The sequence below is a fragment of the Stenotrophomonas sp. Ps181 genome, from assembly GCF_025697425.1.
Taxonomy (GTDB): Bacteria; Pseudomonadota; Gammaproteobacteria; order Xanthomonadales; family Xanthomonadaceae; genus Stenotrophomonas; species Stenotrophomonas sepilia.
This window is the reverse complement of the sequence record NZ_JAHWBI010000004.1, coordinates 14,076-37,919: the sequence shown is the minus strand read 5'-3', so window position 1 is coordinate 37,919 and position 23,844 is coordinate 14,076. Positions and strand designations below refer to the sequence as shown.

At 68.0% G+C, this 23,844-nt stretch carries 21 protein-coding genes, 1 tRNA gene and 1 pseudogene; 13 read left to right on the top strand and 10 right to left on the bottom strand.

The features are described 5' to 3' along the window. Positions 1-164: 164 nt before the first annotated feature. On the top strand, positions 165-1,586 hold the full coding sequence (gene arcD, locus KXV01_RS10180) for an arginine-ornithine antiporter (protein ID WP_049412447.1): 1,422 nt from the start codon (positions 165-167) through the stop codon (positions 1,584-1,586). Positions 1,587-1,687: 101 nt separating this feature from the next. On the opposite strand, the gene KXV01_RS10175 is transcribed toward arcD, so the two are convergent. From KXV01_RS10175 to KXV01_RS10135, 9 genes and pseudogenes are all read right to left on the bottom strand, one after another. Further along, a tRNA-Asn gene (locus KXV01_RS10175) sits at positions 1,688-1,764 on the bottom strand. 22 nt (positions 1,765-1,786) lie between these two features. Beyond that, a complete protein-coding gene (rlmH, locus tag KXV01_RS10170) occupies positions 1,787-2,257 on the bottom strand; it encodes a 23S rRNA (pseudouridine(1915)-N(3))-methyltransferase RlmH (RefSeq protein WP_005418108.1) in 471 nt (156 codons plus the stop codon). Positions 2,258-2,321: 64 nt separating this feature from the next. Then, positions 2,322-2,732, bottom strand: coding sequence for a ribosome silencing factor (rsfS, locus tag KXV01_RS10165; RefSeq protein ID WP_005418109.1), 411 nt, complete (start codon positions 2,730-2,732; stop codon positions 2,322-2,324). 58 nt (positions 2,733-2,790) lie between these two features. Next, complete coding sequence (gene nadD, locus KXV01_RS10160; protein WP_263467753.1) at positions 2,791-3,456, bottom strand: nicotinate-nucleotide adenylyltransferase; 666 nt, start codon at positions 3,454-3,456, stop codon at positions 2,791-2,793. Positions 3,457-3,459: 3 nt separating this feature from the next. After that, entirely contained in the window at positions 3,460-4,497 is a 1,038-nt protein-coding gene (gene holA / locus KXV01_RS10155; protein WP_049414424.1) for a DNA polymerase III subunit delta, read from the bottom strand. Between the two features lie 90 nt (positions 4,498-4,587). Next, positions 4,588-5,094 (bottom strand): annotated as a pseudogene (gene lptE / locus KXV01_RS10150) (LPS assembly lipoprotein LptE); the annotation flags it as partial. Positions 5,095-5,231: 137 nt separating this feature from the next. Further along, positions 5,232-7,874 carry a leucine--tRNA ligase gene (leuS, locus tag KXV01_RS10145; protein WP_049414435.1) on the bottom strand — a complete coding sequence of 881 codons (2,643 nt, stop codon included), beginning with the start codon at positions 7,872-7,874 and terminating at the stop codon, positions 5,232-5,234. Positions 7,875-7,979: 105 nt separating this feature from the next. Continuing rightward, a complete protein-coding gene (locus KXV01_RS10140) occupies positions 7,980-8,579 on the bottom strand; it encodes a DUF998 domain-containing protein (protein WP_049414425.1) in 600 nt (199 codons plus the stop codon). Positions 8,580-8,607: 28 nt separating this feature from the next. Further along, a complete protein-coding gene (locus KXV01_RS10135; RefSeq protein ID WP_143566354.1) occupies positions 8,608-8,787 on the bottom strand; it encodes a hypothetical protein in 180 nt (59 codons plus the stop codon). A gap of 49 nt (positions 8,788-8,836) precedes the next feature. On the opposite strand from KXV01_RS10135, the gene trxA reads away from it, so the two are divergent. The 4 genes from trxA to KXV01_RS10115 all read left to right on the top strand — a co-directional run bounded on the left by trxA (position 8,837) and on the right by KXV01_RS10115 (position 13,650). Beyond that, complete coding sequence (trxA, locus tag KXV01_RS10130) at positions 8,837-9,694, top strand: thioredoxin (protein WP_005418123.1); 858 nt, start codon at positions 8,837-8,839, stop codon at positions 9,692-9,694. A 107-nt stretch (positions 9,695-9,801) separates the two neighbouring features. Further along, on the top strand, positions 9,802-11,502 hold the full coding sequence (locus KXV01_RS10125) for a FecR domain-containing protein (RefSeq protein ID WP_049414427.1): 1,701 nt from the start codon (positions 9,802-9,804) through the stop codon (positions 11,500-11,502). Next, complete coding sequence (locus KXV01_RS10120) at positions 11,499-13,124, top strand: CHASE2 domain-containing protein (RefSeq protein ID WP_111191102.1); 1,626 nt, start codon at positions 11,499-11,501, stop codon at positions 13,122-13,124. Before KXV01_RS10125 ends, KXV01_RS10120 begins: the two co-directional genes overlap by 4 nt. A 73-nt stretch (positions 13,125-13,197) precedes the next feature. Further along, a complete protein-coding gene (locus tag KXV01_RS10115) occupies positions 13,198-13,650 on the top strand; it encodes a DUF4442 domain-containing protein (protein ID WP_049414429.1) in 453 nt (150 codons plus the stop codon). A gap of 137 nt (positions 13,651-13,787) precedes the next feature. On the opposite strand, the gene KXV01_RS10110 is transcribed toward KXV01_RS10115, so the two are convergent. Then, positions 13,788-15,104 (bottom strand): hypothetical protein, encoded by a 1,317-nt coding sequence (locus KXV01_RS10110; RefSeq protein ID WP_099485984.1) that lies wholly within the window; start codon positions 15,102-15,104, stop codon positions 13,788-13,790. A 76-nt stretch (positions 15,105-15,180) separates the two neighbouring features. On the opposite strand from KXV01_RS10110, the gene KXV01_RS10105 reads away from it, so the two are divergent. From KXV01_RS10105 to KXV01_RS10070, 8 genes are all read left to right on the top strand, one after another. Beyond that, the gene (locus KXV01_RS10105; RefSeq protein ID WP_005418129.1) at positions 15,181-15,864 is read left to right on the top strand and encodes a DUF502 domain-containing protein; all 684 of its coding nucleotides are present in this window, start codon (positions 15,181-15,183) and stop codon (positions 15,862-15,864) included. Further along, on the top strand, positions 15,861-16,649 hold the full coding sequence (locus tag KXV01_RS10100) for a queuosine precursor transporter (protein WP_049414431.1): 789 nt from the start codon (positions 15,861-15,863) through the stop codon (positions 16,647-16,649). The genes KXV01_RS10105 and KXV01_RS10100 overlap by 4 nt, the downstream gene beginning before the upstream one ends. A gap of 94 nt (positions 16,650-16,743) precedes the next feature. After that, a complete protein-coding gene (locus tag KXV01_RS10095) occupies positions 16,744-18,684 on the top strand; it encodes a DUF885 family protein (RefSeq protein ID WP_164283133.1) in 1,941 nt (646 codons plus the stop codon). Positions 18,685-18,700: 16 nt separating this feature from the next. Then, entirely contained in the window at positions 18,701-19,771 is a 1,071-nt protein-coding gene (locus KXV01_RS10090; RefSeq protein ID WP_099485989.1) for a serine hydrolase domain-containing protein, read from the top strand. Continuing rightward, complete coding sequence (locus tag KXV01_RS10085; RefSeq protein ID WP_263467752.1) at positions 19,768-20,172, top strand: VOC family protein; 405 nt, start codon at positions 19,768-19,770, stop codon at positions 20,170-20,172. The genes KXV01_RS10090 and KXV01_RS10085 overlap by 4 nt, the downstream gene beginning before the upstream one ends. Positions 20,173-20,550: 378 nt before the next feature. Continuing rightward, positions 20,551-20,994 carry a DUF2147 domain-containing protein gene (locus KXV01_RS10080; protein WP_049415741.1) on the top strand — a complete coding sequence of 148 codons (444 nt, stop codon included), beginning with the start codon at positions 20,551-20,553 and terminating at the stop codon, positions 20,992-20,994. A gap of 100 nt (positions 20,995-21,094) precedes the next feature. Beyond that, on the top strand, positions 21,095-23,161 hold the full coding sequence (gene metG / locus KXV01_RS10075) for a methionine--tRNA ligase (protein WP_100478558.1): 2,067 nt from the start codon (positions 21,095-21,097) through the stop codon (positions 23,159-23,161). A 78-nt stretch (positions 23,162-23,239) separates the two neighbouring features. After that, a complete protein-coding gene (locus KXV01_RS10070) occupies positions 23,240-23,830 on the top strand; it encodes an HAD family hydrolase (protein WP_005418147.1) in 591 nt (196 codons plus the stop codon). Positions 23,831-23,844 lie beyond the last annotated feature (14 nt).

Below are 23,844 nucleotides of genomic sequence, written 5' to 3'. Positions count from 1 at the left end.
TCCTGCTGCTTTGTTCGCTTCGAAGGCCCGGGCTGTTGCCCGGGCCTTCGTCGTTTCCTGGCTGATCGTTGTCCATGTCGGTTCCCGCACGCCCGGCCTTGCAGCCATGTTCACGAGCACATGGCTAGGGTGTGCTCGCGGCATCCGGGCCGCTGGGGATCTCAATGGCCACGACATCGCAACGCCTCGGCCTGCCGGCGTTGACTGCACTGGTAGTCGGCTCGATGGTCGGCGCCGGCATCTTCTCATTGCCGCAGAACGTCGCGCGCAGTGCCGGTCCGGCCGCCGCGCTGATCGGCTGGGCGCTGAGCGGTGCCGGCATGCTGATGCTGGCCTTCGTGTTCCAGGCCCTGGCCAACCGCCGTCCGGACCTGGACACCGGCATCTACGCATATGCGCGCGAAGGCTTCGGTAACTACATCGGCTTCTCCGCGGCGTGGGGCTACTGGGTCGCTTCGGTACTGGGCAATGCCAGCTTCTTCGTGCTGATCTTCAGCGGCCTGGGCCATTTCATGCCGGTCTTCGGCGAAGGCAACACGCCAGCCGCCGTGGCCGCTTCGTCCGTACTGTTGTGGACCGTCCACCTGCTGGTGCTGCGCGGCCTGCGCACGGCAGCCATCGTCAACGGCCTGGTGACGGTGGCCAAGCTGCTGCCCATCGCACTGTTCCTGGTACTGGCCGCCGGCGCGTTCCGCATGGAGGTGTTCCGCGCCGACTTCTTCGGCACGCCTGCGCTCGGCGACCTCGGCCAGCAGCTGCGCGGCATGATGCTGGTCACCGTGTGGGTGTTCATCGGCATCGAAGGCGCCAGCATCTATTCGCGGCGTGCCGCGCGCCGTGCCGACGTCGGCCGTGCCACGGTGATCGGTTTCCTGGGGGTCTGGCTGCTGCTGGTCCTGGTCAGCCTGCTGTCGATGGGCGTGCTGTCGCAGGCCGAACTGGCCGGGCTGCCCAACCCGTCGATGGCCTATGTGCTGCGCGCCATCGTCGGCGAATGGGGCGCGACGGTGATCATCGCCGGTTCGATCATTTCGGTGCTGGGCGCGCTGCTGGCCTGGGTGCTGCTGTGTGCCGAAGTGCTGTATGCCGCCGCTGGCGACGGCACAATGCCCGCCTTCCTGGGACGCGAGAATGCGCGTGGCGTGCCGGCCAACGCGTTGTGGTTGAGCAACGGGCTGATCCAGCTGTTCCTGCTGCTGGTGCTGTTCAATGCGGGCAGCTACACCGGCCTGGTGCTGCTGGCCGCATCGATGAGCCTGGTGCCCTACTTCCTGTCCACCGCGTTCGGCGTGCAACTGGCCTGGCGCGGGCAGTCCTACGCTGGTGAGCCGCGCGTGCGCTGGCGCGATTTCGTGGTCGCGCTGCTGGCCAGCGCCTACGCGCTGTGGCTGGTGTATGCCGGCGGCCTGAACAACCTGCTGCTGTCGGTGCTGCTGTACGTGCCCGGCGTTGTTCTGTTTGCGCAGGCCCGGCGCCAGCGCGGCGAGCCGGTTTTCACGCGCTGGGAGTGGGCGCTGTTCGGCGCGATCCTGGCAGTAGCGATCGCCACGCTGGTAGCGCTCTGGAAGGGCCGGTTCACGCTGTAGCGCCGAACGCGTACCTGGCTTGGAGGATGCAGCCGAGCATGGGCCCGCCGCCACAACACGGCAAAAAAAAACCTGCATCTCGCGATGCAGGTTTCTCAAGGTGGCGCCCGAAGTTGGACTCGAACCAACGACCCCCTGATTAACAGTCAAGTGCTCTAACCGGCTGAGCTATTCGGGCAGACGACTAGTATAACCACTCTTCACGCGCGATGGTAGGGGTGATTGGCAATCATTGCGGCAGCCCGATACAGCTGCTCGGCCACCACCAGACGCACCAGCATGTGCGGCAGCGTCAGCGGTCCGATCGACCACTTTTCGTCGGCCAGCGCGGAGACCTCTGGCGAATGCCCTTCCGGGCCACCGATCAGGAACGCCAGGTCCCGGCCCTGCCCGCGCCAATGCTCCAGGCGCTGCGCCAGCTGCTCGGAACTCAACTGCCGCCCCGGCACGTCCAGTGCCACCACGTAAGCGTTCTTCGGCAGCGCGGCGATGACCCGCTTGCCTTCATCCTCGGTGGCACGGCGCGGATCGCGCCCCTTGCCGCGCAGGCCGGGTTCGATTTCCACCAGCTCGAACGGCAGCCAATGCGACAGCCGCTTCTGGTATTCGGCGAACCCCTGCGCGACCCAGCTGGGCGCGCGTTCACCGGTGGCGATCAGGCGGGCTTTCATCAACGGTCCTCCAAAACGTCGACGGCGCCATCGGCGCCGTCGAAGGGATGCGTCAACGCGCGGCTCAGGCCACTTCGTCGTCGCTGGACGGCGGCTGGTCGCCGACGGTCCACAGGCGCTCGAGCGCGTAGAACTCACGCACGCGCGGCAGCATCACGTGGACGATCACGTCGCCCAGATCGACCAGCACCCACTCCGCTTCGCGCTCGCCTTCAACACCCAGCGGCATCACGTCGATGTTCTTGGCGAAGCGCACGACTTCATCGGCAATCGACTTGACGTGGCGGGTCGAAGTGCCCGAAACGACGATCATGTAGTCGGCAACGCTGGACCGGCCGCGCACGTCGATCTCGACCAGGTCCTTGGCCTTCAGGTCTTCGGTGGCTTGGCGGACGCTGGCCAGCAGTTCCGGCACGGACGGCGGCGGGCTGGGCAGATCGACCTTGATGGTCTGGGGCTGGGTCTGGTTGCTCAAAGTGGATCGACTCGATAAACGTGGGGGCGATTATACGGGGATGGCGCGGCCGCGCCATTCACGCCGTGGCCGGGCGGTACAGCCCGTGTGCAGCGACATAGTCGGCCACGGCCGGTGGCAGCAGTGCGCGCCAGGGACCGCCAGCGGCAATCTGCGAGCGCACTGCGCTGGCCGATTCCCCGCGTAGCGGGTGGTGAAGGCGCAGGATGCGACCGGCCGGGCTGGCGAACAGGGCCTGCTCATTGTCGGCCCAGCGCCCTTGCAGAGCACGCCCCAGCTCGCCATCGATCGACGCCTGCAACGGACTGCCCGGCCGTTCGGCCACCACGAAGTGGGCCAGATCGAACAGGGCCTCCCATTCGTGCCAGCCGGACAGCCCCAGCAGGCTGTCGGCGCCCACCAGCCAGGCCAGCGGCCGGCTCGGGCCCAGCTCGCCACGCAGCTCGCGCAGGGTGTCGACGGTGTACGACGGACGACCGGGGCTGCGGCTGGCACGATCCAGTTCGCGACGGTCCAGCAGCAGCCCCGGCTCGTCGCCGATGGCCAGCGACAACATCGTGCAGCGCTGCTCAGCGGTGGCACCGGGCACCGCGCGGTGCGGCGGATCGGCGGCCGGCAGCATGCGCACGGCGACCTGCAGCTCATCGCGGGCCGCGCGCGCGATCGCCAGGTGCCCGAGGTGCACCGGATCGAAGGTGCCCCCGTAGTAGATCCGCAGGCTCATCACTCAGGCCCGCGCCAGCAGGCGCACGGCACGCGGTTCGGCCACGGCCACCAGCAGGCGTTCCAGCGCCAGCCAGGCGTCGCCGTCAGCGCGCCCCTTGGCGATGCGATCGACCAGCCCCGCCTCAGCCACGAAACGCTCCCAGCGCTTGCCTTCCGGGTGCCGCTGCAGCGCGCGCTTGTAAGGCGCCTGCCGCGATTCCCAGATGCCGCGCGATTTCATTTCGGCGGCCAGGTTGCCGCCACGCGCCTGCACGCGGGCCAGGCCTGCGCCCGCCAGCAGTTCGCGGATCACGATCGGCATCAATGCGGCCACCGCCTCCCCTTCACCGCGCAGGCCGGCCAGCATGCGCAGCACCGCCGGCGGCTGGCCGGAGAAGGTCGCCTCCACCAACCGGAACACGTCGTAGCGGGCAGCGTCAGCCACCAGCGACTCCATCCGTTCCACATCCAACGGCTGGCCGTCGGCCAGAAGCGCCAGCTTGTCGATTTCCTGGGCGGCGGCCAGCAGGTTGCCCTCCACCCGCTCGGCCAGGCGCTGCACGGCAGCCGGGTCGGCACGCAGGCCCTTGCCGCGCAGGCGGCGCTCGATCCAGTCCGGCAGTTCGTGCGGCTTGATCGCCCATGCCACCGACAGCACGCCGATGCGGCTGACCGCCTCGGCCCACTTGCCCTGGTGGGCCTTGCTCCATTCATTGGCGGTGATCATCAACACCACGTCCGGCGCCGGGTTGGCGCAGAACTGGCTGATCACCTCGGCGCCCTCCTTGCCCGGCTTGCCGCTGGGCAGGCGCACCTCGACCAGGCGGCGGGCGCTGAACAGGCTGGGCGCATTGAAGCTGGCGTCAAGCTGGTTCCAGTCGAAATCACGCCCGTCGGCGTCGAACACTTCGCGTTCGCCGATGCCCGAGGCGCGCGCACGCGCGCGGATGGCATCTGCGGCCTCCAGCACGCGCAGTGTTTCCGGGCCTGCGATCAGGTACACCGGCGCCAATGCGGTGTCAGCGCCCTGGCTGGCCAGCTGCTCCGGACGCAGTTCCATCGTCGCTGCCGCTCAGTGCTTGGCGGCGGCGGCAGGCTCTGCCGGCACCGCGCCCTCGATCGGCTTGGCCTTCGGCGCGGACAGGCTGCCCCCCTTCTCGATCTCGGCGCGGACCACGCTGTCGATACGGCGGATGATCGAGGCGGACATTTCCCGGCGCAGCTCCGTGGCCAGGATTTCGCGTTCGGTGGTGGTACCGGTGGCGTCGGTCGGCGGCGACACGTAGTCGCGCGACAGTTCGATCACCTGCTGCGGCACCAGTTCGCTGCCATCCTCGCGGCGGAAGATGAAGATCACCGCATAGCGTAGGCTGTACTCCTGCGCACGACCCTGCGAGTCGATGGCGATCGGGAGGTCACCCCAGCGCTCGGACAACACCTGCAGCTGGGTACTCGGTTCCTTGCTGTCCTCATCGGCCAGCCTGGCACCGGAGGCCAGCAGGCTGCGATTGAGCAGCTTGACCAGTTCACTGTACGGGGCGGTGGATACCACCTTCACCGGGGCGGTGTCGGTCGGCAGCATCAGCTTGTTGCGCAGATGGAAGCCGCAGCCGGCGAGGCCGAGGACAAGAACGAGGGCAAGCAGGATTCGGGTCATGGAGACAGTCTGGCGGAGCCGGGCGATCACGGCAACACACAGCGTGCCCGAAGCCGCGTGAATGCAGGGCCATCAAGCACCCGGCCCTGCTTCTGGAAAGGCACCGGCCACCGCGCGGGTGGCCGGTGCGAGGTACATCAGGCGGCGACGATGTTCACGATCTTGCCCGGGACGATGATGATCTTGCGCACCGTCAGGCCTTCCATGAACCTGGCCGCGTTGGGCTCGGCCAGCGCCAGCGCCTCGACCTGCTCGCGCGCGGCGTCGGCCGCCACCTCGATGGTGCCGCGCAGCTTGCCGTTGACCTGCACCGCCAGGGTCAGCGCATCGCGTACCAGCGCACTGCTGTCGGCCTGCGGGAACGGCTGGTCTTCCAGCAGCGTCTCGCCATGGCCCAGCACCTGCCAGAGGGCGTGGCTGGCATGCGGCGTGATCGGGTTCAGCAGCAGCACGACGGCCTGCAGCGCTTCCTGGCGCACCGCGCGGCCCTGCTCGCTGTCGTCCTCGAACCTGGCCAGCGCGTTCATCAGCTCCATCACCGCTGCGATCGCGGTATTGAAGCTGTGGCGGCGACCGTAGTCGTCACCGACCTTGCCGATGGTTTCATGGGTCTTGCGGCGCAACGCCTTCTGGTTGGCATCCAGTGCTGCAACGTCCAGCGCCGGGGCGGCACCGTCGGCAGCATGCTTCTGCACCTGGGCCCACAGGCGGCGCAGGAAACGCGCCATGCCGTCCACGCCGGCCTCGTTCCATTCCAGCGACTGCTCCGGCGGCGCGGCGAACATCGAGAACAGGCGCACGGTGTCGGCGCCGTACTTGCCGACCATCGCCTGCGGGTCCACGCCGTTGTTCTTCGACTTGGACATCTTCTCGGTGCCACCGACCACCACCGGCTGGCCGTCGGCAATCAGGGTGGCGCCGGTGATGCGGCCGCGCTCGTCACGCTGCACCTCCACATCGGCCGGGTTGATCCAGTCCTTCGAACCGTCCGGATTCGGGCGGTAGTAGGTCTCGGCGATCACCATGCCCTGGCACAGCAGGTTGCGCGCCGGTTCGTTGCTGTCCACCATCCGCGCGTCGCGCAGCAGCTTGTGGTAGAAGCGGAAATACATCAGGTGCAGGATCGCGTGCTCGATGCCACCGATGTACTGATCGACCGGCAGCCAGTAGTTGCCGCGCTTGTCGACGGCGTCACGGGCACCCGGCGAGGTGTAGCGGGCGTAGTACCAGCTCGACTCCATGAAGGTGTCGAAGGTGTCGGTCTCGCGCTCGGCGGCGCCGCCGCATTCCGGGCAGGTGGTCTTGCGCCATTCCGGGTCGGTCTTGATCGGCGAACCGGTCCCGGAGAACGCCACGTCCTCCGGCAGTACCACCGGCAGCTGCTCCTCCGGCACCGGCACCGCACCGCACTTGTCGCAGTAGATCACCGGAATCGGGCAGCCCCAGTAGCGCTGGCGGCTCACGCCCCAGTCGCGCAGGCGGTAGTTGACGCGGCGCTGGCCCTGGGCCTTGCGCTCGAAACGTTCGGCCAGCGCTTCGAAGGCGCCCTGGAAGTCCAGGCCATCGAATTCGGCCGAGTTGACCAGTTCGAAGGCACGGCTCTTGTCGCTGTACCAGTCCTGCCAGCGGCTGCCGTCCCAGTTGCGCTCTTCTTCAGTGCGCGGGTCCTTCAGCGCGATGACCTGCTTGATCGGCAGGCCGTACTTGTTGGCCACTTCGTTGTCGCGCTGGTCATGGCCCGGAACGGCCATCACCGCGCCGGTGCCGTAGCCCATCAGCACGAAGTTGGCGACCCACACCGGCACCGGCTCGCCGGTGACCGGGTGCAGCGCGCGCAGGCCGGTATCCATGCCGCGCTTTTCCTGGGTTTCCAGTTCAGCCTCGGACACACCGCCCTGCTTCAGGTCGGCCAGCAGCGCGGCCAGTTCCGGATTGTTCTTCGCCGCGTGCAGCGCCAGCGGGTGTTCGGCGGCGATCGACACGAAGGTCACGCCCATCACCGTGTCCGGGCGGGTGGTGAACACGCGCAGCGGATCCAGCACGCCACCATCGACGTCGCGCACGTCGAACTGGATTTCCAGGCCTTCGGAACGGCCGATCCAGTTACGCTGCATGGTCTTGACCGATTCCGGCCAGCCGTCCAGCTCGTCCAGGCCATCCAGCAGCTCCTGGGCATAATCGGTGATGCGCAGGAACCACTGCGGGATCTCGCGCTTCTCGACCAGGGCCCCCGAGCGCCAGCCGCGGCCGTCGATGACCTGCTCGTTGGCCAGCACGGTCTGGTCGACCGGGTCCCAGTTCACCACCGCGTTGCGGCGATAGGCCAGGCCCTTGCGCATCAGGCGGGTGAACATGCGCTGCTCGTGGACGTAATAGTCCGGACGGCAGGTGGCGAACTCGCGCGACCAGTCGATGGCATAGCCCAGCGATTTCAGCTGGCTGCGCATGTGGTCAATGTTCTTGTAGGTCCACGCCGCCGGCGCGGTCTTGTTCTTGATCGCGGCGTTTTCCGCCGGCAGGCCGAACGCGTCCCAGCCCATCGGCTGCAGCACGTTGTGGCCGGTCATGCGCTTGTAGCGGCTGATCACGTCGCCAATCGTGTAATTGCGCACGTGGCCCATGTGCAGCGCACCGGACGGGTACGGAAGCATCGACAGGCAGTAGTACTTCGGCTTGTCCGAAGTCTCGTCGACCTCGAAGGCACGGGTGGCGTCCCAGTACTGCTGGGCGGCGGATTCAACCTGCTGCGGGTCGTAGGCGTTGGTTTCAGCGCTGGTCATGGAACACGCGGATGCGGCGGCAAAGCGGTACAGCGTACCGCAGTGCGGCAAACGTCTCCAATCCTGCCTGCTGGGGGTGGGCGCCGCGATGCCCCGGGAGCCGTCTCAGCGTTGGCGCGACAGCGGCAGTGCGGCGGCCAGCCAGGCCACCCAGCAGGCGAACGCCAGCCGTTGTGCCAGCGGCGCCGGCAGGACGCCCTGCACGGCAAACGCGGCCACCGCAGCCAGCACGCCGCAGCCCAGGGCCAGGGCGCCCAGGGCGCGGCCATGCGCCTGGCGCAGCTGCGTCGTGCCCAGCAACAGGGTCCCGGCGACGAAGCCCAGCACCCAGATCATCCAGGCACTGGCATGCAGCTGGCTGGCCGGCCCATGCAGATCGTCCACATCCAGCGGCAGCAAGCCCATCGCGGCAAAGCCCAGGCCAGCCAGCAGCAGCATCTGGCTGCCGACCCTCGGTGCCCAGCCGGCAGTGGCGGGCAGGCTGCGGCGCAGGCGCTCAGCCACCACCGCGGCGAGCACGCCGGGCAGCACGAAGCCAAGCAGATTGAAGGCCAGCGCATGCGGTACGCCCCGCGCACCCAGCAGCGCCACCGGGTGGCGGGCCTGTGCATAGCCCTCCAGGCCGGCACCGAAGCCAGACACAGCCAGGACGAACACGGCTGCAGCAAGCAGTCCCAACCAACGATCAAGCCGGACCATGGACATTGCGCGCAGTCACCCGGAAAAGAATGGATCAGCGCATTGTCGCGGCAGCGACGCGGTGCGCCAAGCGCGCGAGCCAGGCCGGGTGCTTCCGGCGCACCCCGGCCACCACGCCGGTCAGCTCCGGAATGCGGGTGATCCACGAGCTGTACTGCGTGCCGCGCCCCCGAGGGCGTCGCGCGCGATGTGATGGCAGGGTTGAGACGGACATCGATCGTCACCATAGAATCGGTCTCCAGATGCCAAGCGATGCCTCCCCCATGACCGAGACGACCTACGTATTCGACGCCACCACTGCGACCTTCGAGGCCGAAGTCCTGCAGAAGTCGCTGCAGACGCCGGTGCTGGTCGACTTCTGGGCCACCTGGTGCGGGCCGTGCAAGACCCTCGGCCCGATGCTGGAAAAGCTGGCTGCCGAGTACAACGGTGCGTTCGAGCTGGCCAAGGTCGATGTCGACAAGGAACAGCAGATCGCTGCGGCCTTCCAGATCCGCTCGGTGCCGACCGTGTTCCTGGTCAAGGGCGGCCAGCTGGTGGACGGTTTCCCGGGCGCCATTCCGGAAGGCCAGCTGCGTGAGTTCCTGGCCCAGCACGGCATCGTACCGGCCGATGTGGGCGATGCTGTCCCCGAAGATGACACCCCGCTGGATCCGCAGGCGCAGGTCGATGTGCTGCGTGCGCAGATCGCCGCCGAGCCGGACAAGGATGAACTGAAGCTCGACCTGGCCCTGGCCCTGCTGCAGATCGGTGGCGTGGACGAGGCAGGCACCCTGATCGACGGCCTGCCTGCCAATCTGGCCACCGACGACCGCGCCGTGCGTGCCCGCGCCCGCCTGGCCTTCGCCGCCGCGCTGAAAGATGCCCCGGCCGCCGAGGTGCTGGAGGCACGCATCGCCGCTGACGGCAAGGACCTCAAGGCCCGCCACCTGCGCGGCGTGCAACTGCTGCTCGGCGGTCATGACGAGGCCGCGCTGGCCCAGTTCCTCGAAATGCTGCGTATCGACCGCGGATTCGAGGAAGGCCTGCCGCGCAAGGCGCTGATCGACGCCTTCAATGTGATCTCCGACGAGGACCTGGTCGGCCAGTACCGCCGCAGGATGGCGTCGCTGCTGTTCTGAACGGGAGCCCGCCCCGTTCAGAATCCCTGCACTGAACGCGGGCAATAATGCGCGCGCTGGTGGCCATGCGGTCGCCACGATCCGTTCGGGGGGATGAGGTCGGGGCCATGGGGTCTTGCAGCTGCACCCCCGCATTGCCGGGATTGCAAACTGTGACCGTCGTCCGCTCTCTGTCGTTCGCCATGCATTTAACGGGCGCTCTGCTCTGCGCCCTCTTCCTGATGCCCGCCCTTGCCGGCGCCCAGGACTGGAACTATCGCGTCCGGCCCGGCGATACCCTGTGGGACCTGGGCGGGCTCTACCTGAAGCCCTCGGTACGCTGGCAGCAGCTGCAGCAGCACAACCGCATCGACAACCCCTACCAGTTGCCGCCGGGCCAGCTGCTGCGCTTCCCGATCAGCTGGCTGCGCACCGAACCGGCGCCGGCCCGGGTGCTGTCCGTGCGCGGCAAGGTCGCGCTGTCGGGCGCCGATGGCACGGCGACCCGCGCGCTCCAGGCCGGCGAACAGCTGCATATCGGTGACACCGTGGAGACCGAAGGCGATTCCAGCATCACCCTGGAATTCGCCGATGCCTCGCGCCTGCAGCTGCGCGAGTACTCGCGCCTGCGCCTGGACCAGCTGAGCCGTTACGGCCACACCGGCATGGTCGACACCCGACTGCGCCTGCAGCAGGGGCGAGCCAGCAACCGGGTGACGCCGGCGCGCGGTCCCGCCTCGCGTTACATCATCGATGCGCCCACCGCCACCAGCAGCGTGCGCGGCACGGTGTTCCGGGTCAGCGCCGGGGATAACGGGCACGTCGGTGCCACCGAGGTCCTGCAGGGCAAGGTGCAGGTCGGCAACCCCCATGGCCAGCGCCTGGTCCGGCCGGGCCAAGCCACCCGCAGCAGCAGTGCCGATGCGGCGCCCGCTGCGGTCTCCGCACTGCTGCCGGCGCCGGCGTTGCGCAATGACGCGCTGCGCCTGGCGCCGCTGCCGACCCTGCTTGCCTGGGAACCGGTCAATGGCGCCGATCATTACCGGGTGGAAGTAGTGCAGGCGGCAACGCCGGAGATCCTGCTGTTCGCCGCCACCACCGCCGACACCCGGCTGGCGATCGGCGACCTGCCGCCTGGCCAGCTGCGCATCCTGTTGCGCGCGGTCGACGCCCAGGGGGTCGAAGGCCTGGATGCCAGCGCCGATTTCGAGCTCGGTGACCAGCCACCACCGCCACTGACCGTATCGCCGCTGCATGGTCAGACGATCAACAGCGACCGACCGCGTTTCCGCTGGAGCCAGGCCCCCGGTGCGCGCAGCAGCGTCCTGCAGATCGCCACCGAACCCAGCTTCCTGCAGCCCCTGCAGGAGCAGGCCACCCATGCGACCGACCTGCGCCTGGCGCAACCGCTGCCGCCCGGCCAGTACTACTGGCGCGTGGCCTCGCGCGATGGCGAAGGCCGACAGGGCCGCTATGGCCAGGCGTTGCCGCTGCAGCTGAGCAATGAACCAGTGGACCCGGCACTGCAACCGCCCGAGGCCGCACACGGCGAGCTGACGCTGCGCTGGCAGGCCGGCAGCGAAGGCCAGCGCTACCGGGTGCAGGTGGATCGCCGCGGTGACTTCAAGGCACCGCTGGTCGACGAAACCGTGGACCAGCCGCAGGTGAGCTTCAAGCGCCCGTGGAGCGGCACCCTGCACGTACGCGTGCAGTACATCGACGATGACGGCCACGCCAGCGCGTTCTCGCCTGCCCAGCAGGTCCCGCTGCCGTGCCGCCTGTGCTACGGCGCGGGTGGCGGTGCCCTGCTGCTCTGGTTGTTGTTGTGAGGCGCTCGCCGCTGCCATGGTCGAAGCGGATCCTGCTGGCCCTGCTGGCCGGCGTGCTGACCATCGTGGCCAGCCAGGGACAATGGCTGTGGCGGCAGGACGAGGCGGCCTATGACGCGCTGGTCGGCAACTGGGATTACCGCCCCGATCCCAGCGTGCTGATCGTCGCCATCGACGAAGGCAGCCTGCAGCGCATCGGCCAGTGGCCCTGGCCACGCTCGGTGCATGCACGCCTGCTTGACCGCCTGACCGATGCCGGCGCCGAGCGCGTCGCGCTGGACCTGATGCTGTCCGAACCGGATCGCCGTGACAGCCGGCAGGATGATCAACTGGCCGCCGCCATCCGACGCAATGGCCGGGTGGTGCTGCCGGTGCTGGCCGCACCGGCGGCCGGCGACCGCATGGCCGAGGAAATGCTGCCGATCCCACAGATCGCTGCCAGTGCTGCCGCCATCGGCCACACCGATGTCGAGGTGGATGGCGACGGCGTCGCCCGTGGCGTCTATCTGCACGCAGGTATCGGCCAGCCGCACTGGCCGGCACTGGGCCTGGCACTGGCCGACCTGCCTGCCGGTGCCGTACGCGGCCTGCCCGATCCCGACCCGGAACTGGGCTCGCCCTATCAATGGCGTCGCGACGATTACGTTCGCGTGCGCTACGCCGGCCCCCCCGAGCGGCTGCCGCAGGTGTCCTATGCGGACGTTCTCGATGGCCACGTCGACATGGCGATGCTGCATGGCCGCCGCATCGTCGTTGGCATGACGGCCAGCGGCATCGCGCCCCGCCTGCTGACCCCGACCACCCGCGAGTTCTGGATGAGCGGCAGCGAGTACCAGGCCAACATCGCCTCGATGCTGCTGCAGCACAAGCAGATCGATGTTCTACCGCATGCCTGGCAGCACGCCATCAGCGGTGTGCTGGTGGCGCTGTGCGTGATCCTGCTCGGCCTGCGCCTGCCCTGGCTGGTCGCGTTGTGTTCGTTGCCGATGCCTGCCCTGCTGAGCTGGCTGCTGCTGCGCACGGGTGACCTGTGGTGGGCGCCGGCCAGCGCGATGCTGGGCGTGACGCTGGCACTGCTGGTCTGGGCGGTGTGGCGGATCTCGGCCTGGCACCGCCAGGCCAACCGCGACGCCCTTACCGGCCTGGGCAACCGCCTCCGCTTCGAGCAGTCGCTGCAGCAGGAATGCGATGCGGCGCGGCGCAGCGGCAAGCCATTGAGCCTGGCGCTGATTGATGTCGACCACTTCAAGCGCCATAACGATCGCCACGGGCACCAGGTCGGCGACCGCGTGCTGCGTGATGTCGCCCGCCTGATCGGCGCCCATGCGCGCCGCCCGCGCGACATGGCGGCACGCTACGGTGGCGACGAATTCGCGCTGGTGCTGCCGGATACACCGGCCGAGGGCGCACGCCAGGTGATCGAGGACCTGATTGCCTGCGTGCGCGCATTGCCGGCGCCGGGCGATGGCAGCGACGATACCGTCACGCTCACCATCGGCGTATTCACCCGCGTGCCCGACGGCGAACTGCAGCCCCACCATTTCGTGGAAGGCGCCGACACCGCCCTTTATCAGGCGAAGGCGAACGGCCGCGACGGGTACACGATCGACGGCGGGGCATGACATCCCTGCCCGGGTGCAACATACGCATGCGAATGGTTAGACTGGACGCCCCGCCCTGCGCTCCCGGATCTGCATGAACGCCCGCCTGTTCCGCGTCGGCATCAACCTCTGGCCACCGTTCCTGTTCACCGGCATCCACGTCACCCGGATCACGCCCGACTACCGGCAGATCGACGTGGAACTCCGGCTGCGGCCGTGGAACCGCAATTACGTGGGGACGCATTTCGGCGGCAGCCTGTTTGCGATGACCGATCCGTTCTGGATGCTGGGCCTGCTGCACATCCTCGGCCGTGACTACTACGTGTGGGACCGGGCCGGTGCGATCGATTTCCTCAAGCCTGGCCGGGGCACGGTGCGCACCTCGTTCCGCATCGACGATGCGCTGCTGGCCGAACTGCGTGCCGAAGCAGCGGGCGGCGAGAAGGTGCTGCGCTGGTTCAGCAACGACGTCGTCGACGAAAGCGGCGAGGTGGTCGCCCAGGTGCGCAAGCAGGTCTATCTGCGGTTGAAGCCACACGCGCGCTGATCCGGCGCGGGCGCTGTCCTCTGCTGCCCTGCCAGGGAGGCTCCGATTCGCGCGTATGCGCGTGTGCACCTGCGGTGCGACGCGGAGCGAAGGCAGCCGCGAGGATGACGAGGACAGCGCGCACTGGCCACCGCTGCTCAGTCGCGCGCGGCGGCGGGCGGGGCGTCCCCGGCCACCATCGGTACCGACAACCATGGGCTCTCGCCGGTGCTGCGCGGCGCAGAGCGCCGCGGTACCTGCAGGCGGCGGCCATCGGCCGACAACTGCGGTGCCCGCACCTGCGAGCGGAACTGGGCAGGCAAGCGCTTCAGCGCATCCACAGGGTCCTCGGCCTGCTGTCGCAGCCAGCGTTGCGCACCGATCAGCCGCACCATCGCAGCGGCATCCTGGGGCCGAGACGAATAGGCGGGATAGGCCGGGCCCGCGATATCGGCCAGCACGCACCCCATGATGTTCGACAGGCAGCCGAAGTCATGCTGCGGCGGTGCCGGCACCGGCAGCGGGCGGTCCGCCTCCAGCGCGGTCATCGCCGCCGCACCACAGGCCCAGCCCAGGTTGCCCGCCACGCGCGCCAGGGTGCTGCGGCGATCGAGTACCAGCACACCACCGAACTCCTGCGCCGAGGTTTCGATCGCAGCCCTGCTCATCGCATACTCGCCCTGCATCGCACGGCACAGGCTCTGTTCGGCGGCCCGCATCGGCTTCATCGCCTGCTCGCATTCCGCTGGCAGCGGCTGGTCGGCTGGCAGTTCGACCAGCATGTCGGCCAGCAGCTGGGCATTGGCCTGCACCAGGCTGGCACCGATGATGCTCTCCACCAGGTAGCTGCCGCCCGTCACCAGCCGACGGCCCAGCTGCAGCCCGCGGCAACTGCCACGCAGCGCACCGTCGATATCACCCTGCAGATAGGCCAGCGCGCGTGCGCTGGTGGCGTCGATCACCAAACCATAGGTCGGCATCGGCACCAGGATGCCTTCCCCTTTTGGCCGGAACGGCGACACGAAGTGATCCGCATCGGCCAGCTGGTCCAGGCGCGCATGCAGCTGCTGGTGGCCAGCGTGGGCATCGACGAAGCGCTGCGGGTCCGCGCGCACCTGGGCGAGGCAGTCACTGGCGGTCGGTCCGCAGCTGGCCGAAGGCCGTGATTGCAGCTCGACGTGGTCCTCTGCCAGCTGCGGACGGGCGCCGCCATTGCCGCGCGGATCCGCCTCCCAGCGCTGTACATCCCGGGCCAGCGCCTGATCGCGCTGGGCCGGGTCGAGATCGTCGAACGCGAGTGTCCACAGCAGCGCAAAGCCGTTGCGGCCATCAGCGGGCAGGCGGGCCTGCAACCGCTGCTGGGCCTGCAGCCGTGATTCCGGCACCGGCCACATGCGCGAGGCACACCACACCACGATGGCCAGCACCAGCAGTCCTGCCAGGGCCCAGCCCAATCCGCGCAGAATCTTCAACACAGCTTCCCTTCCATGCATCGTTGCCGCAGTCGATCGGCCAGCGTAATCGACCGGCCGTGGCCGCTACAATGCGCGCATGTCGCTCGAAGCCCCCGCCCTGGTCCCCCGCCCCTCCCTGCAGCGCCTGTTCCTGACTGGCCTGCTGACCCTGCTGCCGATCTGGCTGACCTGGGTCGTGGTCAAGTTCGTGTTCGTGCTGCTTTCGGGCATTTCCAGCCCGTTGGTGGTGCCGCTTTCCGAGCAGATCGCGACAAGCTTCCCGCATTACCTCGGCTGGGTCCGTGCCGAGTGGATCCAGAACACCATCGCCCTGCTCGCCACCCTGCTGGTGATCCTGGCAGTGGGCGTGGCCAGCCGCCGCGTGCTCGGCCAGCGCCTGCTGCGCTGGGTCGGCGCGGTGATCAAGCGCATTCCGCTGGCCAGCATCATCTACGACAGCGCCAAGAAGCTGCTGGACATGCTGCAGACCGAACCGGGCAGCACCCAGCGCGTGGTGCTGATCGACTTTCCGCACCGCGACATGAAGTCGGTCGGCCTGGTCACCCGCGTCATCAAGGAACACGGCACCGACCGTGAACTGGCCGCGGTGTACGTGCCAACCACGCCGAACCCGACTTCGGGTTACCTGGAGATCGTGCCGGTGGAGCTGCTGACCCCGACCGACTGGACCGTCGACCAGGCCATGAGCTTCATCATTTCCGGCGGTGCAGTCGCACCGTCCAGCGTTCCGTTCACGCGCGCAGGCGAACGCAGCGAATGACCACCGTGGCGCCGATCGAGCGCCCGCTGCAGGACCGCGCGGTCCTGCTGTTCATCGTGCTGGCCGCGTTCTTCTGCGGCAACGCCGTGCTGGCCGAACTGATCGGGGTGAAGATCTTCGCGCTGGAAGACACCCTCGGCATCGATCCGCTGAACTGGAACCTGTTTGGCCAGACCGGCTCGCTCAGCTTCACCGCCGGTACCCTGCTGTGGCCGGTGGTGTTCATCATGACCGACACGATCAACGAGTTTTTCGGCAAGCGCGGCGTGCGCTTCATCTCGTGGTTGGCCGTGGTGTTGATCGCCTATGGCTTCCTGTTCGCCTTCGCAGCGATCTCGCTGGCGCCGGCCAGCTGGTGGGTCACCTCGATGGACGGCCACGGCGTGCCGGACTACCAGGCGGCATTCGCAGCGGTGTTCGGCCAGGGCATGTGGACCATCGCCGGTTCGCTGGTGGCCTTCCTGCTCGGCCAGCTGATCGACGTGGCAGTGTTCCATCGCATCCGCCAGGCCACCGGCGAGCGTCACGTGTGGCTGCGTGCGACCGGATCCACCGCGATCTCCCAGGTGGTGGACAGCTTCGTGGTGATCTGGATCGCCTTCGTGCTCGGCCCGCAGCACTGGCCGACCTCGCTGTTCCTGGCCGTCAGCAGCGTCAACTACATCTACAAGATGGGCTTTGCGATTGCCTTGATTCCACTGCTGTACCTGATGCGGCGTGCGATCACCCGCTATCTGGGTGCCGACAGGGCCGCCGCCCTGCGCGCCGCGGCCGCGGCTGACTGAAGCCCCAGCGGCAAAAAGCTGACTGCGCCTTCACGCTGGCCGTACGCGGCCGGATCGTGCAAGCTCCACGGTCTGTGTTCCACGGAAGCTCCTGATGCCGCATCCCACCCGCGTCCTGGCCGCCGCCATCGCCGCGTTGTTCCTGTTCAGTGCCGTGCCGTCGGCCGAAGCAGCGAAGAAGAAGGCCAGCCGCCCTGCCGCCGCGCAGACCCGCCAGGCCGCCAAGCCCAAGGCCAGGCCCGCCCGCGCCACCGCGCCGGCCCGTGGCAGTTCGGCGCGCCGCGCCGCGCCGCGTCCGGTCGCACCGGCCCGGGCCGTACCCAAGCAGGTGCAGCTGGAGCGCCTGTACGACGAGTACTGGGATGCCTCGATGCGATTGAATCCGCTGCAGGCGACCTTCCAGGGCGAGGCCCGCTACAACGACCAGCTGCCCAACATCCTGTCCGCCGCCTGGCGCCAGCAGTCGCACGACTTCACCACGCAATGGCTGGGCAAGGTCGAGAAGCTCGGCAGTGACGGCCTGCAGGGCCAGGACCTGCTCAGCTACGAGATCTTCGTGCGCGACGCGCGCGCATCACTGGCCGCCGAGCGCTACCCGAGCTGGATGATGCCGATCAGCCAGTACTACAACATCGGCAGCATCATGGCGATCCTCGGTTCCGGTGCCGGCGCGCAGCCGTTCAATACCGTGCAGGACTACGACACCTGGTCACGCCGTTCGCTGGGCATTCCCGAGCTGTTCGACCAGGCCATCGACAACATGCGCCAGGGCATGAAGGCCGGCGTGGTGCAGCCGCGCGACCTGATGGAAAAGGTGCTGCCGCAGCTGGATGCGGTGATCAAGCCGACCGCCGAAGAGAGCATCTTCTGGTCGCCGATCCGCACCATGCCGAACACCATCCCGGCTGAGGACAAGGCGCGCATCAGCGCCGAATACAAGCGCATGATCGAGCTGCGCATCATGCCGGCCTACCGCGCCCTGCGCGGCTTCATCGCCACCGAATACCTGCCGGCCACACGCACCAGCAGCGGCCTGGGCGCATTGCCTGATGGCCAGGCCTGGTACGCCAACCTGATCGTGCAGACCACCGCCAGCGACCAGACCGCCGCACAACTGCATGCGCTGGGCGAACAGCGCGTGCAGGAACTGCAGGCGCAGATCGCCACGGTAATGAAGGACGCCAAGCTGCGCGGTTCTCCCACCAAGCTGCTGCGCAGCATGCGCAACGACCGCCAGTTCCAGTACGGCGATGCCAACGCGCTGATCAACCGCTACCGCCAGGTGCAGCAGCAGGTCAGCGTACGCCTGCCGCAGGTGCTGGATACCTTGCCGAAGGCACCACTGGAGGTCCGTGCGGTGGAGCCGGAACGCGCACTGACCGCCGCCGCTGCCGCCTATCAGCCGTCGGCGGCCGGGCAACCGGGCGTGCTGTACATCAATACCCGCGACCTGCCCAGCCGCAAGCGCTGGAACGTGCCGGTGCAGTACCTGCACGAAGCAATTCCGGGCCACCACGTGCAGCTGGGCCTGCAGCAGGAGCTGGCCAAGCTGCCGCGCTTCCGCCGCCTCGGTGGCGATCTCGCCTTTGTCGAAGGCTGGGGCCTGTACGCCGAAACGCTGGGCGAAGACCTGGGCATCTATACCGATCCCTACGACCGCATCGGCTACCTGTACTCGCGCCTGCTGCGTGCCGCGCGCGTGGTGGTCGATACCGGCGTGCACGCACAGGGCTGGAGCAAGCAGCAGGCCGTCAGCTACCTGCAGAAGACCGTGGACATGAGCAGTGACGACGCCAACGCCGAGGTGGAGCGGATCATGGCCCAGCCCGGCCAGGCACTGTCCAACGTCGCCGGCCTGACCACCATCGTTGCCCTGCGCGACAAGGCCAGGGCACGCCAGGGCGCCGCCTTTGACCTGCGCCGCTTCCACGCCGAACTGCTGAAGGACGGCTCGATGCCGCTGGACGTGCTGGACCGCAAGATGGAACGCTGGATGGTTCAGCCGGCCAGCACGACGTCCACGCCTTCACCCTGACCCTTCCGGAGCCACCATGCGCCGTGCCGTCGCCCTGTTCGCCATCGTGCTGGGCCTGCTGCCTTCAACGGGTATCGCCGCACCGGTGCTGACGCCACCGGATGCGGGCATCGACGGGCTGATGCAGGCCTACGACGGCCAGGTACCCGGCGCTGCAGTCCTGGTGCTGCACGACGGGCAAGCGGTGTTCCGCCGCGGCTACGGCCTGGCGGTGGTGGAGGACGGCACCGCGGTCACCCCGGCCAGCAACTTCCGGCTGGCCTCGGTCAGCAAGCAGTTCACCGCTGCGGCGGTGCTGCTGCTGGTGGAAGATGGCCGTCTTGGGCTGGATCAACCTGCCCGGCAGTGGCTGCCCGAACTGCCACCGGCTGCGGCGGCCATCACGATCCGCCAGCTGCTCTCGCACACCGGTGGCCTGCTCGACTACGAAGACCTGATGGATCCGGCTGACACTCGGCAGCTGCATGACGCCGACGTGCTGACCCTGTTGTCGCACGAGGACCGCCTGAATTTCGCACCCGGCACGCAGTACCACTACAGCAACAGCGGCTATGCACTTCTGGCACTGATCGTCAGCCGCGCCTCCGGCCAGGATTTCGCCGCCTTCCTGCAGCAGCGCATCTTCCGCCCACTGGGCATGGTCCACACCGTGGCCCACCAGGACGGCGTCGATGTCATCGCCGCACGTGCCTATGGTTACAGCCGGATCGATGGCCGCTGGCAGCGCACCGACCAGAGCACCACCAGTGCCGTGCTCGGCGATGGCGGGATCTACTCCTCGCTGGACGACCTCGCCCGCTGGGATGCGGCGCTGTACGACGACCGCCTGCTGTCGAAGGCCTCGCGCCGCGCGATGTTCAGCCCGGCCACATCGACGCCCGAACCGGATGTACCGCACTACGGCTTCGGCTGGCGCCTGAACGGCCCGGTGCAATGGCACAGTGGCGAAAGCATCGGCTTCCGCAACGTGATCGTGCGCCACCCGGAAAAGCACTTGACCGTGATCGTGCTGACCAACCGCAACGCCCCCGAACCCTATCCGCTGGCACTGAAGATCGCCCAGCGCTGGCTGGACACCCTGCAATGAACACGGGTTCCGACGCCCTGCTGGGCATCCACCACGCGGCACTGATCTGCAGCGATTACGCGCGTTCAAAAGACTTCTACGTCCGTATCCTCGGCCTGCGCGTACTGGCCGAGAACCACCGCGCCGCGCGAGACTCCTGGAAGCTGGATCTGGCCCTGCCCGACGGCAGCCAGCTGGAACTGTTCTCCTTCCCCTCGCCACCGCCCCGTCCCAGCCGCCCGGAGGCCCAGGGCCTGCGCCACCTTGCGTTCCGGGTGGCCACGCTGGAGCCGATCATCCAGCGCCTGTCAGCGCACGGCGTAGTGTGCGAACCGATCCGCGTGGACGAGTACACCGGCCGCCGCTTCACCTTCTTCGCCGATCCGGATGGCCTGCCGCTGGAGCTGTACGAAGTCGGTTGAGCGTTTTTCAATCGTGATTCATCCATGCATGGCATGGATCTACGTGTCGACCAAGGTCGACACCCACCAAGAGCAGGTCGTTCCATTCCGGCAGATCGCAGGAATCTGTCAGAGGTGGGGCGGTGTGGATGGGCAGGACCGTTGGCGCCATGGATGGCGCCATCGAGCCCCCATGGATGGGTTTACGGCGTGTCCTGCCCACCCACACCGCCCCGCCATCCCACGGATAGCTCGCTGTTGCGCTTGCTTCGGCTGTTGCCGTTGCCTCTGCGGGTGCAGGGCGCAGCCCTGCAAAGCCCCCCTTCCCCATACTCCGCCGAATGGGTATACAGTCGACCCATGCCGGCATCGTGCCGGAATGAACCCTGGGAGGGGACCATGCGCAAGACCTTCAAGACCCTGCTGCTGGCATTGCCGCTGTGCCTGGCCGCACTCTCGGCGCAGGCCGCCGACGGCGCCGCCGGCCGCTGGAAGACCATCGACGACAAGACCGGAAAGGTGAAGTCGATCGTCGAGATCACCCAGGCCCCCAACGGCACGCTGACCGGCAAGGTGGTCGACATCCTGCACTCGGACAAGGGCCCGAACCCGGTCTGTGACGGCTGTGAAGGCGCCAACAGGAACAAGCCGGTGAAGGGCATGACCATCCTCTGGAACCTGAAGGCCGACGGCGCCAACAAGTGGTCCGGCGGCACCATCCTCGACCCGGCCAACGGCAAGACCTACAAGTCGAAGATGGAACTGCAGCCCGGCGGCACCCGGCTGGACGTGTCCGGCTGCATCGCCTTCATCTGCCGCGCGCAGACCTGGCAGCGCGAATAAGCGCCCCCGCACCTGTTTCAACCCCGTGACCCGGCCCGGCCGGGTCACGTCGTTGCGGGCATGCGATAATCTGCGGTTCCCCTCGGATCCACCCGCGACCATGACCCGTACCGCGCTCGTCACCACCGCCCTGCCCTACGCCAACGGCCCGCTGCACCTGGGCCACCTGGTCGGCTACATCCAGGCTGACATCTGGGTACGTGCGCGGCGGATGAGCGGCGGCAGGACCTGGTTCGTCTGCGCCGACGACACCCACGGCACGCCGATCATGCTGGCCGCGGAGAAGGCCGGGGTCACCCCGGAAACCTTCATCGCCAACATCCAGGCCAGCCACGAACGTGACTTCGCCGCCTTCGGCGTGGCCTTCGACCACTACGACTCGACCAATTCGGCGGCCAACAAGGCGTTGACCGAGCAGTTCTACCTGAAGCTGGAAGCGGCCGGCCACATCAGCCGCCGTTCGGTCGCGCAGTTCTACGACCCGGCCAAGGGCATGTTTCTGCCCGACCGCTACGTCAAGGGCATCTGCCCGAACTGTGGCAGCCCCGACCAGTACGGCGACAACTGCGAAGTCTGCGGCGCGACCTATGCACCGACCGACCTGAAGGAGCCGCGTTCGGTCATTTCCGGCGCCACGCCGGAAATGCGCGATTCGGAGCACTTCTTCTTCGAGGTGGGCCACTTCGATGCGTTCCTGCGCGAATGGCTGGCCGGCGATGTCGCGCTGCCGGGCGTGAAGGCCAAGCTGGGCGAGTGGCTCAATGCCGAAGGCGGCCTGCGCGCGTGGGACATCTCGCGCGATGCGCCGTACTTCGGTTTCCAGATTCCCGGCCAGCCAGGCAAGTACTTCTATGTCTGGCTGGACGCGCCGATCGGCTACCTGTCCAGCTTCCAGACCCTGTGCGGCAAGCTCGGCGAGGACTTCGACGCGCACCTGCGCGCCGGCACCTCCACCGAGCTGCACCACTTCATCGGCAAGGACATCGTCAATTTCCACGGCCTGTTCTGGCCGGCGGTGCTGCACGGGACCGGCCATCGCGCGCCGACCCGCCTGCACGTCAACGGCTACCTGACCGTGGACGGCGCGAAGATGAGCAAGTCGCGCGGCACCTTCGTGATGGCCCGCACCTTCCTCGACGCCGGCCTGGAGCCGGAAGCGCTGCGCTACTACTACGCCGCCAAGTCCGGCGGTGGCGTCGACGATCTCGACCTGAACCTGGGTGACTTCATCGCCCGCGTCAACGCCGACCTGGTCGGCAAGTTCGTCAACCTGGCCAGCCGCTGCGCCGGCTTCATCAGCAAGCGCTTCGACGGCCGGCTGGCCGCGCAGCTGCCCGACGCGGCGCAGTACCAGCGCTTCGTCGATGGGCTGGCGCCGATCCGTGAAGCCTACGAGCGCAACGACCCGGCTGCGGCGATCCGCCTGACCATGACCCTGGCCGACGAAGCCAACCGCTACATCGACGACGTCAAGCCGTGGGTCATCGCCAAGCAGGAAGGCGCCGACGCGCAGCTGCAGGCCGTGTGCAGCCAGGGCCTGAACCTGTTCCGCGTGCTGGTCACCGCACTGAAGCCGGTGCTGCCGGCCACCGCCGCGCAGGCCGAGGCCTTCCTGGCCGCGCCGGTGAACGACTGGACCGAGCTGGCACAGCCGCTGCTCGGCCACCGCATCACTGAGTACACCCCGCTGTTCACCCGTATCGACCCGAAGAAGATTGACGCCATGATCGACGCCTCCAAGGACACCCTGCAGCCGGCCGCTGCCGCTGCCCCCGCCGCCAAGCCGGCCGCCCCGGCCCCGGCCAAGGACGACGCAAAGAGCGCCGACGCGCCGGCCTACATCGGCATCGACGATTTCGCCAAGCTCGATCTGCGCATCGGCAAGGTGCTGGTCTGCGAGTTCGTGGAAGGTTCGGACAAGCTGCTGCGCTTCGAGCTGGATGCAGGTGAACTGGGCAAGCGCCAGATCTTCTCCGGTATCCGTGGCAGCTACGGCGAGCCGGAGAAGCTGGTCGGCCGCAGCGTGGTGTTCATCGCCAACCTGGCCCCGCGCAAGATGCGCTTCGGCCTGAGCGAAGGCATGATCCTGTCGGCCGGTTTCGACGGTGGTGCACTGGCGCTGCTGGACGCCGACAGCGGCGCGCAGCCGGGCATGCCGGTCCGCTGATGCCTGCAGCGGGCGTGGCCTCGGCCGCGCCCGCCGGCAGTACCGGCCACCGGAGGCAACGCGATGGGAAGCAACGCAATGGAACTGGCGCTGTTCGACTTCGACCATACCGTGACCACCTGCGATACCTATGGCCGCTTCCTGCGCCGCGTGGCCACCGCCGAACAGCTGGCACAGGCATGGTGGAAAGTCGGCCCGTGGCTGGCCGCGTACAGGCTGAAGCTGATCTCGGCCGAACGCATCCGCGCCCGCGTCACCCGCCTGACCTTCAGTGACCGCCACAGCGATGACATCGCCACGCTGGCCGCAGGCTTCTCGCGCGAGTTCCTGCCCGACGTGGTGCGCCCGGAAATGCTGGAGCAGATCCGCTGGCACAAGGAACAGCAGCACACCGTAGTGATCGTGTCCGGCTCGCTGGACCTGTACCTGCGGCCGTGGTGCGAGCAGCTGGGCCTGCAGCTGATCTGCAACCGGCTGGAAAGCCAGGACGGCCGCCTGACCGGCCGTTACGCCGGTGGCGACTGTGGCCCGCGCAAGGTCGAGCACATCCGCCGCCAGTTCGATCTGTCGCGCTACGTGCGCATCCATGCCTACGGTGACAGTTCCGAAGACAAGCCGATGCTGGCGCTGGCCCACGAGCGCTGGTTCCGCGGCAAGCCCCTGAAGTAACCCAACGCGCAGCC